The 12,894-nt window shown below is 37.6% G+C and carries 9 protein-coding genes; 5 read left to right on the top strand and 4 right to left on the bottom strand.

What is annotated here, in order from left to right; translation table 11 throughout:
* Positions 1-248: 248 nt before the first annotated feature.
* The 3 genes from BWI92_RS06915 to BWI92_RS06905 all read left to right on the top strand — a co-directional run bounded on the left by BWI92_RS06915 (position 249) and on the right by BWI92_RS06905 (position 4,598).
* On the top strand, positions 249-1,829 hold the full coding sequence (locus BWI92_RS06915) for an ankyrin repeat domain-containing protein (protein WP_095161384.1): 1,581 nt from the start codon (positions 249-251) through the stop codon (positions 1,827-1,829).
* Positions 1,830-1,833: 4 nt separating this feature from the next.
* Complete coding sequence (locus tag BWI92_RS06910) at positions 1,834-2,322, top strand: DUF2271 domain-containing protein (protein ID WP_095161383.1); 489 nt, start codon at positions 1,834-1,836, stop codon at positions 2,320-2,322.
* Positions 2,323-2,408: 86 nt separating this feature from the next.
* Positions 2,409-4,598: a PepSY domain-containing protein gene (locus BWI92_RS06905; protein ID WP_095161382.1), complete on the top strand. Its 2,190-nt coding sequence runs from the start codon at positions 2,409-2,411 to the stop codon at positions 4,596-4,598.
* Positions 4,599-4,666: 68 nt separating this feature from the next.
* On the opposite strand, the gene BWI92_RS06900 is transcribed toward BWI92_RS06905, so the two are convergent.
* The gene (locus tag BWI92_RS06900; RefSeq protein WP_229362760.1) at positions 4,667-5,656 is read right to left on the bottom strand and encodes an FAD:protein FMN transferase; all 990 of its coding nucleotides are present in this window, start codon (positions 5,654-5,656) and stop codon (positions 4,667-4,669) included.
* A 571-nt stretch (positions 5,657-6,227) separates the two neighbouring features.
* Here BWI92_RS06900 and guaB point away from each other — a divergent pair.
* Positions 6,228-7,697, top strand: coding sequence for an IMP dehydrogenase (gene guaB, locus BWI92_RS06895; RefSeq protein WP_095161381.1), 1,470 nt, complete (start codon positions 6,228-6,230; stop codon positions 7,695-7,697).
* A 193-nt stretch (positions 7,698-7,890) separates the two neighbouring features.
* On the opposite strand, the gene hemE is transcribed toward guaB, so the two are convergent.
* From hemE to BWI92_RS06880, 3 genes are all read right to left on the bottom strand, one after another.
* Positions 7,891-8,922 carry a uroporphyrinogen decarboxylase gene (gene hemE, locus BWI92_RS06890; RefSeq protein ID WP_095161380.1) on the bottom strand — a complete coding sequence of 344 codons (1,032 nt, stop codon included), beginning with the start codon at positions 8,920-8,922 and terminating at the stop codon, positions 7,891-7,893.
* Between the two features lie 123 nt (positions 8,923-9,045).
* Positions 9,046-9,495: a thioredoxin fold domain-containing protein gene (locus BWI92_RS06885; protein WP_141234704.1), complete on the bottom strand. Its 450-nt coding sequence runs from the start codon at positions 9,493-9,495 to the stop codon at positions 9,046-9,048.
* A 144-nt stretch (positions 9,496-9,639) separates the two neighbouring features.
* The gene (locus BWI92_RS06880; protein ID WP_095161378.1) at positions 9,640-11,856 is read right to left on the bottom strand and encodes a peptidoglycan-binding protein; all 2,217 of its coding nucleotides are present in this window, start codon (positions 11,854-11,856) and stop codon (positions 9,640-9,642) included.
* Between the two features lie 360 nt (positions 11,857-12,216).
* Here BWI92_RS06880 and yihA point away from each other — a divergent pair, with 360 nt between their 5' ends.
* Positions 12,217-12,819 carry a ribosome biogenesis GTP-binding protein YihA/YsxC gene (gene yihA / locus BWI92_RS06875; RefSeq protein ID WP_095161377.1) on the top strand — a complete coding sequence of 201 codons (603 nt, stop codon included), beginning with the start codon at positions 12,217-12,219 and terminating at the stop codon, positions 12,817-12,819.
* Positions 12,820-12,894: the final 75 nt, after the last annotated feature.

Here is a 12,894-nt window from a genome sequence, read left to right as displayed (position 1 = left end):
TGTATAGTTGAGACGTTTCGAACATAATATTTTTCAAAAATATCACTGTCGCATTTGACTTTTTCTCTTTTCTAAGGTCAAAGCAGAAGTTTTTAAACCTTCTTGCCAACTAGATATTATATAAAATTGAGAATTGGTATTGTGATTAAACAAATATTCTAATTTATATTTGTACTAATTCTAAATAAGAGAATTTTATTTATTTTGAGTCGTCAAAACTTCAACCCGATTAAACATACATATTCCAAATGAAAAGAATATTCATTGCTGCATCTTTGGCACTTTTCAGTTTCGCTGCAAGCGCACAAAGAAATACCTTATTAGAACAATCTTTTTGGAGAACTCAACCAAACGCTGAAGCTGTCAAAGCTGAAGTAGCAAAAGGAAGTAACCCTTCTGAACTTAACCGTCAGGCGATGGACCCAGTGGTAATTGCCATTAATACTGGTGCACCAAACGAAACCATCAAGTACTTATTGGAACAACCTGGTAATGATGTCAACAAAATCACTCACGATGGACGTATCTATTTGCACTGGGCTACTGCTAAAGGCAATATCGAAATCATGCAGTTGTTGATTGATAAGGGTTCAAAAGCAAGTATGGTTGATGCTCATGGAACTACTCCATTAAACTTTGCTGCGGGTAACGGACTTACACCAGAAGTAATCGACCTTTGTGTGAAAGCTGGAGCAAATTTGAAAAAAGACGTAAACCAAGACGGTGCAAATGTATTGTTACTTGCTGTAGCGGGAGATAAAGACTTGGCGATTACTAATTATTTAGTATCAAAAGGTTTAGATATTAAAAGTGTTGACAAAAACGGCAATAATATTTTTGGCTATGCCGCTCGTAGCGGAAATGTAAACCTTTTGAAAGCTTTAGCACAAAAAGGTATCACGCCAAACGATAACGCTATTGTAGTTGCTTCGCAAGGCGGTAGAAGAGGTACAACTCTTAGTTTAGAGTTTTTTGAATACTTAGAAAGCCTAGGCATAAAACCTACAGCTACTACTAAAGCTGGCGAAAATGTTTTACATTTCTTGGTTCGTAGACCTAATCAAAAAGAAATTATTGAGCATTTCTTGTCAAAAGGAGTGAATGTCAATCAAGCAGACGAGGAAGGTAACACACCATTTATGTTTGCAGCTGCCTCAAATAGAGATTTGGCGACATTAGGATTACTTGCTTCAAAAGTATCAAACATCAATCAAACGAATAGTAAAGGCGAATCGGCTCTTTCACTAGCTGTAAAAGGAAACTCTCCTGAGGTTGTTAAGTTTTTGATAGAAAAAGGTGCTGATGTAAATGTAGCAAACAAAGACGGTGAAAATTTGTTAGCCTATTTGGTACAATCATACAACGCAGGTGGCTTTGGTGGTCCTGGGGCTCCAGGAGGACAGGGTGGCCCACAAGGTGGAGCTCCGCAAGGTGCTCCGCAAGGCGGTGGTGAAGGTCGTGGTGGTTTTGGTGCAAAAACTGAAGACTTTGATGCCAAGTTAAAAATGTTGGAAGAAAAAGGATTAAAAGCTACTACTTCACAAAAAAATGGTAATACCTTGTATCATTTAGCCGTTATGAAAAATGACCTTGGACTTCTCAAACACATTCAGGCACTTGGTATTGACGTAAATGCTAAAAACTCAGAAGGTATCACAGCGCTTCACAAAGCAGCCATGATTGCTAAAGACGATACAGTTATGAAATACTTGGTATCTGTTGGTGCTAAAAAAGAAGCTGTTACTAATTTTAACGAAACGGCTTTTGATTTAGCTTCAGAAAACGAATCACTTTCAAAATCTAAAATATCTATCACATTCTTAAAATAGTAAAATGCTTAAATTCTTAAAACTAGCCGTTATTACAATAATCGCTTCATTGGGTGTTGCTAGCGCTGCTCAAGCTCAGACAACGAAGTACAAATGTATGATTCAAATGACCAACTACATGGGCGAAGGAGCCTATATGGTTGTGTCTATCGTAGATGCTAAAGGTGCTTATGACAAAACTTTGTATGTATTAGGTTCTGATAAAAAATGGTACAAAGACCTTAAAGAATGGCATAAAGCTTTCTCAAAAAAGCCAAGTAACTTAAGCGCTATCACGGGGGCATCAGTAACAGGTGGCGACCGTAGTGTGGTTGTACTTGAAATCGAAAATGCGAAATTGAATGCCAACTACAAAATTCGTTTTGAGAGTGCCGTTGAGGATAAGCCTTATTACGTAAAAGATTTGGAGGTTCCATTAACAACAGATGGCTTAGCGGCTAAAAGTGAAGGAACAGGTTATATCCGTTATGTAAGATTTAGTCCTGCAAACTAGCATAAGAGGCCTCAGACACAAAGTAACAGCGTTCAATTGCTTTACTTTGTGTCTTTCCCATCAGTTAATCAACCAACTCTCAAAATATGAATCTCTCTATCTGGAGATACAGTCACCTCACGTTGGCGGTATCTTCTTTTCTTTTTCTGGCCCTTGCTGCTATTACTGGTATCATTTTGTCGTTTGAACCAGCATTAGAAAAAATCAACAGACCCAACACTCCATCACTTAGTCAGGTAACATTGGCAGAAAGTATTCCTGTTTGGAAAAAACAATATCCTTCAATTAGTCAGGTGGAGGTAGATGATTTTCATTCTTTGGTAGCAAAAAGCTCTGATTTTCCGAAAGATATTCAGGAGGGGTACATTCATCCCAAAACTGGAGAATTTTTGGGTGCGTCTAAACAAAAAGGTGCTTTCTTTGAATGGGTTAATGCTTTGCACCGCTCTCTATTTTTACATGAATTAGGGCGTTTTTTTGTAGGACTCACCGCTTTCCTCCTATTCTTAATTACAATTTCGGGTATTTTACTGCTTATCCAACGTCAACAAGGTATTCGTAATTTTTTCAAGGGTATCCCCAAAGATAGCTTTGCTCAGTACTACCATGTTGTGCTAAGTCGTTGGTCGTTATTGCCCATTTTGCTCATTGCTTTGACGGGAGCCTATCTTTCATTGGTACGCTTTGAGGTTTTTCCTGCTGCCAAAATAAATCTTGAGGTGGATTTTGATAAAATAAAAGATACACCCCAAAAGAAACTGGAAGATTTTCCTATTTTCAGGAATACATCCCTCGCTGAAATAAAAAGTATTGAATTCCCCTTTTCTGAAGATCCTGAAGATTATTTTACTATCAAGCTCAAAGACCGAGAAATTGCTGTAAATCAAATTACAGGTGAAATTCTTGCCGAACAAGCTTATCCTTTTACGCAAATTATGAGTACCCTCAGTCTCGATTTGCATACAGGTAGAGCGAGTATCATTTTGGCTATCATTCTGGCTATTGCTTCTGGAAATATCCTATTTTTTATCTACACTGGCTTTGCCATTACTTTCAAAAGACTTTCTGGAAAATCTAAAAATCAATTTACAGCTGAAGAAAGCCGTTTTGTTATCTTAGTTGGTTCTGAAAATGGTAGTACTTGGGATTTTGCGAATGGTTTTTATCAACAACTGGTCAAACTTGGTGAAAAAACCTATATCTCAACGCTCAACGAGTATCAAAGCTACCAAAATGCCGAACATTTGGTAATATTTACCTCTACTTACGGGGCGGGCGATGCCCCAAATAGTGGTAACAAATTTCAGGAACTACTTGAAAATATTTCACAGTCTCAAAATATTCACATTTCGGTTTTAGGTTTTGGTTCGCGTGCTTATCCTGATTTCTGTCAATTTGCTTACGAAGTACATCATTCATTAAGTAGTAAATCATGGGCGAAACCTTTGCTGGATGTTCATACCGTAAATGACAAATCGGAGGAAGATTATGCGCTTTGGGCAGAAGCTTGGTCAACAAAAACAGGAATTACTATTTCGAGCAAAGCACCGCTAAAGCAACCGAATAATTTCAGAAACTTAGAGGTGGTTTCAAATACATCGAACCAACACGACGATACTTTCTTGATTAAGTTTAAAACTAAGCGATGGACAAAGGTAAAATCAGGAGATTTACTGGCAATATACCCAGCTAACGACCATCGTGAACGCCTGTATTCGATTGGAGTTGTAGATAAAAGTGATATTCAGTTGAGTGTTAGACTACATGAAAATGGACTAGGCTCAGGATTTTTGCATCGACTCAGAGCTGGAGATACATTCAAAGCTAAAATTGTTCAAAATAGCCATTTCCATTTCCCTAAAAATAGTCCCGAAGTCATCATGATTTGTAATGGTACAGGTATCGGTCCTTTTTTAGGAATGCTTAGTCAAAACACCAAGCAAATACCATGTCATTTGTATGCAGGTTTTAGAGATAAAGGCTCGCTTAGTTTGTATCAAGAACAATTGAATACCTACAAAGAACAAAAGAAATTAAATGCGCTGGCTGTCGCTTTGTCACGTGAAACTGAAAAGCAATATGTTGGAGATTTGATTAAGAAAGATGCCAGTCAAGTGGCTACTGTACTACAAAATGGAGGCGTTATTATGATTTGTGGGTCGTTGGCTATGCAAAAAGATGTAATGGTCGTACTAGAACAAATCTGTAAGAAAGAACTTTCTCAGTCCTTGAGTCACTACCAAGCACACGAACAAATTCTTTCAGATTGTTATTAATTTTTCCGACAGAGTGCGACTGAAGTCGCACTCTAATTAGAAAAATTCAAATATTAAAATCTCTAAACTTACTTCAAGGTAAAGTCCTTAATATTCAGATTTTTAGTAGTTACCACCTTTCCCTCATCTGTTATCAAAATCGCACTATATTCTGGGTGTTTTTTCAAAAGCTTCAATCCTTTATCTTTTCCCAAAACCATAATGGATGTACTAAAGCCATTGGCTGTTTCGGCACTTGGACCAAAAACTGTAACGCTACAAAGTCCAGTCGCAGGGTATCCCGTTACAGGATTGATGATATGCGAATAGCGTTTTCCATTAAATACCACAAATTTCTGGTAGCTCCCCGAAGTTACTACAGCGCTTTTAAGAAGTGGTATTATCGCAAAAACGGTATCTTTTTTCATAGGATTGGTAATTCCGACTGTCCAAGGCGTACCATCTGGTTGGTTACCCCAAGTATTCATATCTCCAGAACCATTGACAATACCCGCCTGAATACCCCTTGCCAACATCATTTCACGGCAACGGTCGGCAGCATAACCTTCCCCTAATGCTCCAAAGCCAATTTTCATTCCCTTTTTCTTTAAAAAAATTGTGCTATTGGCTTTATCTAACTCGATGTTTTTGTAACCTACTTTTTCTACTGATTTTTTGACGGCTTCTGGCGTAGGCATTTGTGTCATAGAGCCATCAAACTTCCAGATTCTATCCATTGCTGCAAAACTAATATCAAAAGCTCCGTTTGTTATTTCAGAAAAATGTAGCGCTCTTTCTGTCAACTCAAATACTTCTGGGTCAACTTTTACAGGTTTGATTCCTGCATTACGATTTACATCCGAAATCTGAGTGGTACTTTTCCAGTCTGAAATCAAATATTCAATTCTAGAAATTTCAGCAATGATATCCTCAATACTTTGTTTGGCAGTTGCCGTATCCTTCGCAACAACAGTAATGTCAAACCTCCCCCCCATCAGCAAAGTCGTTTTCTTTTTAAGAACCTGTGCTTGAGAAGCAATTGAGAAAAGAAATAGAAATATAAAGATTATTTTGTGCATAAATTTAGTTTCGTTCTGTACCGAGATAAGAGTGAATAAATAGTAGTACTGAATTATGAGCTGTGAATTGTGAATGTATTTTTTTATATCAAAAATTGATTTTACCTGCATTCATAGGCTTTATGTTTTTAGCTTACAGCCTATTGCTTAAAGCCTAGAGCAAGCATAATTAATTTCATTTTGCCCGATAGCTTTAGCTATTTTTACTTTCATCAATGACCATCAAAATCATCAAAAGTTTAATTTCTACAACTAGATTAAAACATAAGCTATTTAGATTTATTATAAATAATCGCAAATTTAACGAATTGATTTTAAGAATCTATTAATTAGATATGATGCTTATCTAAAAAATGTACTAAAAAAAATATTACTAAAATTTTGCGATTCAAAGACAAGAAAAATGGTCTTTAAAGCGAAATAGCGTGATTTTGAAGATAATATGACAAGTTAAAATGAAGACATACTATGAATTTTACAAAAAAATAATAATCATTTTTTGATTTTTCTTTTAAAAGTACAAAACTCGTCGTAAATTTGTCTGGCAAATAACAAATCAAAGCTATTTGCCATGTTAGACACATCCAAGTTCTTATACGAAGCATTAACATACGACGACGTATTGCTTCTTCCTGCTTACTCAGAAATTCTTCCGAGAGAAACTAGCACTCAGACCAAACTTACTCGCAACATCACGCTTAATACTCCAATGATTTCGGCTGCTATGGATACAGTGACCGAAGCTGATTTGGCTATTGCGATGGCTCAAGAAGGAGGTATTGGTATTATCCACAAAAATATGACCATTGCACAGCAAGCTGCGCAAGTAAGAAAAGTAAAGCGTTCGGAATCAGGTATGATTATCGATCCTGTAACACTTACTGACGGTCAAACACTTGGCGATGCACACCGTATCATGCGTGAATTCAAAATCGGTGGTATTCCAGTTATCGATTCAGAAGGTAAACTTATCGGTATTTTAACAAACCGTGATTTACGTTTCCAAAAAGATTTGACTAAAACTGTCAATGAAATCATGACGAAAGATGGTTTGATTACAGCTCAAAAAGGAATCTCTTTGGACGAGGCAGAAAGCATCTTGCAAGAATTTAAAATTGAAAAATTACCAATCGTTGACGAAAACAACAAGTTGATTGGATTGGTAACTTATAAAGATATTATCAAGCGCAAAAACAATCCGTACGCATCAAAAGACACATTGGGTCGTTTGCGCGTAGGTGCTGCAGTTGGTGTTACGCCAGATTTGTTGGAGCGTGTTCAAGCTTTAGTAACCGTTGGTGTTGACGTAATTAGTATCGATACAGCTCACGGGCACTCTAAAGGTGTAATTGAAGCGTTGAAACGTGTTAAAGCACAATTCCCAGACCTAGATGTAATTGTGGGTAACGTTGCTACTGGCGAAGGCGCAAGAGCCCTAGCTGAAGCAGGTGCAGACGCTGTTAAAGTAGGTGTTGGACCTGGTAGTATCTGTACAACTCGTATTATTGCTGGTGTGGGTATGCCACAGCTTACGGCAGTATACGAAGCAGCCAAAGCTGTTGCTGATTTAGGCGTTCCAATTATTGCTGATGGTGGTATCCGTTTCTCTGGTGATATAGCAAAAGCAATCGCTGGTGGTGCTAGTACAGTAATGATTGGCTCAATGTTGGCTGGTACTGACGAGGCGCCAGGAGAAGTTATTATCTTCGAAGGACGTAAGTTCAAAACATACCGTGGTATGGGCTCTCTTGAAGCTATGGAAGATGGTTCGAAAGACCGTTATTTCCAAGATGCAGAAGACGACATTAAGAAATTAGTTCCAGAAGGTATCGTAGGTCGTGTACCATTCAAAGGTTCTGTATCTGAAATCATTTACCAAATGGTAGGTGGTTTGAAAGCAGGTATGGGATACTGTGGTGCTAAAAATATCACTGAAATGCAAAAAGCACGCTTCGTGAAAATTACAGCAGCAGGGGTAAAAGAAAGCCATCCACACGATATTACTATCTCGAAGGAAGCTCCAAACTATAGCGCGAAGTAAGCAACATCCGCAGTTTATAATCATAAATTATAGCTTTGTAGAAATTCAAAAGGCTCAGTACGATTTGTACTGAGCCTTTTTGATAAGGTCAAAGAATTGCGGACTAGAGATTTCTGATTGCGGAAGGATAAAAAAGACTCCCTAAAAGTAGGTTACACTTCCGAAATCCAACATCCGATATCCGAAATTTCCCCTAGGCTTGATATTCCTTTACGGTATCGATAAAGCATTTTACTTTATCTGGATTAGTATCTGGATATACGCCATGCCCTAGGTTTGCGATGTATTTCTGTGTTCCAAACTGCTGAATCATCGAACGAGTATGTTTTTTGATTTCGTCGAATGAACCATACAATACACATGGATCAAGATTTCCTTGCAATGTTTTTGAACTGCCAACCAATTTTCTTGATTCAGCAATATCCATATTCCAGTCAAGACCCACTACCTCACAATTCAACTTACCCATATCTTCACGAGCAAAGAATGCACCTTTAGCAAATACTGTCACAGGTACTTCGGTAATAGCATCACAAATTTGAGCAATATATGGCAACGAATAAGTACGGTATTGTTCAGGAGAAAGAATACCAGCCCAAGAGTCAAAAATTTGAACCAAATTAGCTCCTGCTGCCACCTGTGCTTTCAGATAGGCAATGGTAGTATCAGTGATTTTCTGTAAAAGAGCATGAGACAATTCAGGCTCAGAGTACAATGCTTTTTTTGCTTTAGAGAAGGTTTTAGAACCTCTTCCTTCAATCATATAGCAAAGTAACGTAAATGGCGCACCAGCAAAGCCAATTAAAGGCACACGGCCATTCAATTCTGATTTTACAATTTTGATAGCATCCAATACATATTTAAGCTCCTCTTCTGGATTGGCAACATGTAGCTTTTCGACATCTGCCATTGAGTGAATAGTAGTTGGAAAAATAGGACCTACTTTTTCTTCCATCACATAAGGTAAGCCCATAGCTTCGGGAACTACCAAAATATCAGAAAAAATAATTGCGGCATCTACACCCAAAATATCTACTGGTTGGATAGTCACTTCGGCAGCTAATTCTGGCGTAGTCGCCAATTGTATAAAGCTTCCTGCTTTTTCGCGAACGGCACGGTATTCAGCTAAAATTCTACCCGCCTGACGCATCATCCAAACAGGCACACGCTCTACTTGCTGCCCACGTGCAGCTCTCAATATTAAATCGTTCTGTAAGTTTTCCATTGATTCAGCAATTCGAGTGCCTTGATATGTATGTCATAGTAGGCTGGCTCGTATAATATTACCGCAAATATACGGCAATATTTCGGTATGGGATTTTGAAAAAGAAGATAAACTCAAAGAATCCTATTTCGAGGTGGTCTTTTTGTATTTCAACAAGGTTTTTATCAGATATTCAGGAGGGAAAAAACCTTTGAGTCGTTCTAGCTCTTTGCCTCTTTCATCCAAAATAATAGTAATAGGATATTCTGAAACTTTATAGATATCAGCCACATCCATACCCACAAATTGTTCTACATCTACTATTTTGGCAATATATCTTAAGCTTAATACAGAAGCTACCTCTTGTTGTGAGAAACTTTCTGCTTCAAGCTTTTGACAAGGTTGACACCAACTGGCCGAAAAAGTAAGAAAGATAGGCTTGTGTAACTTTTTTGCTTCAAGTAATACTTCTTGGTAGGTTCCTTGAAAAAACGTTGCCTCTAGGATATTATCAATAGGCGTTACCTTATCCTGAGCTTTTAATGAATGGTTCAGAAACAACAACAAGCTTGATATCAAAGAAAACAATTTCATAGAAGTGAATGTCAAAATAAAATAGTATTGTTCATCAAAATACAAATTTTAAGAAACCTTTGTATGCCGATGCTTGCCTTTTATAACGCAAAAAGCTCCGTAGTGTTGCTACGGAGCTATGCTATTAAAATCCTTAAATCCCTGTTAGTTATCGTTCAAGCCTAAGGCTTTCAATGTTTCGATATTGATATTACCCAATGGAAGGTTGTTATCTTTCTGGAATTGAGTCAAGGCAGCACGAGTTCTTGGTCCAATTACATCATCGATAGGACCTGGGTCGTAACCTTTAACTTTCAAAGCACGTTGGATTTGGATAATTTTTTCAACAGTCAATTTGTTACCACAAATTACTTCTACCCAATCCGCGTACATATTGTCAGCCACTTTAGTAGTAGTTACGAAAGAGCCATACTCAGCAGGAATTGTTTTTTCCGTAGTTTTTGCCGCAGACTTAACTACAGTACGAGTATAAGTTTTTGACTCAGCAGGAATTTCGGTTTCTTTAGTAGTAGCTTGAGCTGCTAACAACTGACGAACACGTGTTTCGTATTGAGCTGGAGTTTCAACAACTTTAGTCGTAGCTGGAGATACCAATACTTGTTTTTGGCGAGTAGCATATACTGCTGGAATTACCACTTCACGTGTAGAAGCAGGAGCAGCAACAATTTGCTTCGTCAATACTTGGTAGCAGCTTTGTCCGTTTGGAAGTTTGATGCTTGCTACAGCAGCATTTGGCGTAGTACCAGGCGCTACACAAGGCGTAGGAACATCAATTTCAACAGATTTTGCTGGCGTGCCTACTACTTGTTTTGTACGAGTAGCATACACAGCTGGAATCACTTGCTCTTTTACCTCTGCATCTTTCACCAAAACTTGTTTAGTAACCGAAGCATACTCTGCAGCAATAGCTGTTTCACGAGTTGAAGCAGACTTTGCAATTACAGTTTTGCTGATAGTTTTGTATTCAGCAGGAATTTCTTTTTCTACAACTCTAGCAGGTTGGTCTACAACCTCTTTTGTATAAGTTTCGTATTCAGCAACTACATCTTTAGAAGAAGCTAAGTCAGCAGGAGCCACCAATACTTGCTTTGAGAAAGTTTTGTATTCAGCAGGAATTACAGTTTCCTTCACAGTAGCAGGAGAAGCCAAAATCTGACGAGTGATGGTAGTGTATTGTGCTGGAGTTACTACTTCTTTAGTACCCGCTGGAGTTTTCAATACTTGCTTAGTAATTGTTTTGTATTCAGCAGGAACTGTTACAAGACACAAGATACGACAGTCATCAGGGTTAGCAGACAAACATGATGGATCAGCTTTACCTTTTTCGTATTTTGTATATTCATCACGAATTTTTACTTTTTCAGTAACTGTTTCGTACACAGGAGGGGTTGTCACCAAAGCAGTAGTAGCTTCTTTTACTAATACTTGCTCAGTTACAGTTTTATATTGAGCAGGAACAACTTCCAATTTTTTAGAAGCTTCTTTTACCAATACTTGCTCGGTTACAGTCTTGTAAGTAAAGGCATTTGGAGTCAAAGTTTTTGAAGCTTCTTTTGTTAAACGCTTCTCTGTTACTTTTTTGAAAGTTCCAGGAATTACCGTCAACACTTTAGACGCTTCTTTCACCAAGATTGTTTCTGTAACAGTTTTAAACTCTGCAGGAACTACTTCCAAGCGAGAATATGCAGGCTTCACCACATATTTTTCTGTTTCAGTTTTGTACACTGCAGGAATCACAGTGTAGCTTTTTGAAGCAGGTTTAGCTACGTATTGTTCTGTTTCAGTTTTCAATACAGCTGGTACTACTTCTAATTTTTTACATGGAGAGCCTGTTAATTCAGAACCATCCGGACGAACAAAAGATCTGCGTTGATTATCCCATGAACCAGCCATATAAGAGCCAGTTGGACATCCGCCTACAAATACTTGTTCTGTTACTGTTTTGTACTGTGCAGGTACAACTTCCAGTTTCTTAGAAGCCTCTTTTACTAAGATGGTTTCTGTTTCTGTTTTGTAAACCGCAGGAATTACTGTAACTGTTTTGCCTGCTTCTTTTACCAATACTTGCTCCGATACTGTTTTGTAAGCAGCAGGAACTACTTCTAAGCGTTTTGCCGCTTCTTTTACAACAATCGATTTTGTTTCTGTACCTAATACTGCAGGCACTACTGATAAAGTTTTGCCTGCTTCTTTAGATACAAATTGTTGTGACTTAGTGGTAAATTGCGCTGGCTTCAAACATTTCGCATAACACTTGCCATTAACAGCGTTAGGCGGTAGGTCATTTTGGGCGTCAACTGCCGTCGAGACCGTACTTAGGGTTGCTATCGTTAACAATAGCGAATAGTAATTTTTCTTCATGGTTAGAAAAATTTATCAGGTGTTAAGGATTTAATAACAAATTTACGTGTCGTTACAATAAAAAAAAAGTGACATTAATACACCACGTCACCAACAATTACGTCATATAGACGTAATCAAATCCCATCTGTCACTATATTTTACAATTAACTCTTATATGTAGAGTAAGAGAGCGGATAATTAAAATTGTGTAAATTTGCGGATGTTTGTTAAAACTAACAAACTTATTTGACACAAAGACACCCTGAGAGGGCATTATTTGTGCTAATATATTACTATTTCTTGCAAAATGCTAGACTTAGTAAATTCATAATTTAAAAAAAGAGGAGCTTATCGCTTTTCACCATAAATTTTAGCGCCATGAAAATCAATCAAGCGTCTTTTTTAATGAGTAATTCCACTTATCAGCAATGTCCTAAGCCTGATAAGCCTGAATATGCCTTTATCGGAAGATCCAACGTAGGAAAGTCATCTCTTATCAATAGCATTGTTAGAAAAAAGAACCTTGCTAAAACATCCCAAACTCCAGGAAAAACACAACTTATCAATCACTTTTTTATTAATGAAGATTGGTACTTAGTCGATTTGCCAGGCTACGGCTATGCAAAGGTGAGCAAAGTGGAGCGTGAGAAGTTTGAAAAAATGATTAATGAGTATCTTACCCTCAGAACCAACCTTGTATGTACTTTTGTACTGATCGATGTAAGACATGAGCCACAGAAAGTGGACGTTGAGTTTATGCAAAAACTTGGAGAAAATGGACTTCCATTTTGTATTGTATTTACAAAAGCTGACAAACTTTCAAACACTGCGGTAAATAAAAATCTTGCCATTTATGAACAAATCATGCTAGAAACATGGGAAGAAATGCCGCAATATTTTGTGACTTCGTCCGTTAATGGGACTGGTCGGGAGGAAATCTTAGCCTATATAGATGAGCTAAATCAAGGCTTTAAGCCATAATTGAGAATAATTTTAGGCCTTTTTCACGAAATACTCACAACAAGTACACTTGTCAAAGCCTTAAATAACTAATTT

This window comes from Flectobacillus sp. BAB-3569 (assembly GCF_002270355.1).
Taxonomy (GTDB): Bacteria; Bacteroidota; Bacteroidia; order Cytophagales; family Spirosomataceae; genus Flectobacillus; species Flectobacillus roseus.
The sequence above is the reverse complement of the archived record's forward strand: the minus strand, read 5'-3'. Positions and strand labels throughout refer to the sequence as shown.

What these genes read in the sequence shown, in the direction of transcription:
- BWI92_RS06915 (WP_095161384.1), top strand. Translation starts at nt 249, where the DNA reads ATGAAAAGAATATTCATTGCTGCATCTTTGGCACTTTTCAGTTTCGCT.
- BWI92_RS06910 (WP_095161383.1), top strand. Translation starts at nt 1,834, where the DNA reads ATGCTTAAATTCTTAAAACTAGCCGTTATTACAATAATCGCTTCATTG.
- BWI92_RS06905 (WP_095161382.1), top strand. Translation starts at nt 2,409, where the DNA reads ATGAATCTCTCTATCTGGAGATACAGTCACCTCACGTTGGCGGTATCT.
- BWI92_RS06900 (WP_229362760.1), bottom strand. Translation starts at nt 5,656, where the DNA reads ATGCACAAAATAATCTTTATATTTCTATTTCTTTTCTCAATTGCTTCT.
- guaB (WP_095161381.1), top strand. Translation starts at nt 6,228, where the DNA reads ATGTTAGACACATCCAAGTTCTTATACGAAGCATTAACATACGACGAC.
- hemE (WP_095161380.1), bottom strand. Translation starts at nt 8,922, where the DNA reads ATGGAAAACTTACAGAACGATTTAATATTGAGAGCTGCACGTGGGCAG.
- BWI92_RS06885 (WP_141234704.1), bottom strand. Translation starts at nt 9,495, where the DNA reads ATGAAATTGTTTTCTTTGATATCAAGCTTGTTGTTGTTTCTGAACCAT.
- BWI92_RS06880 (WP_095161378.1), bottom strand. Translation starts at nt 11,856, where the DNA reads ATGAAGAAAAATTACTATTCGCTATTGTTAACGATAGCAACCCTAAGT.
- yihA (WP_095161377.1), top strand. Translation starts at nt 12,217, where the DNA reads ATGAAAATCAATCAAGCGTCTTTTTTAATGAGTAATTCCACTTATCAG.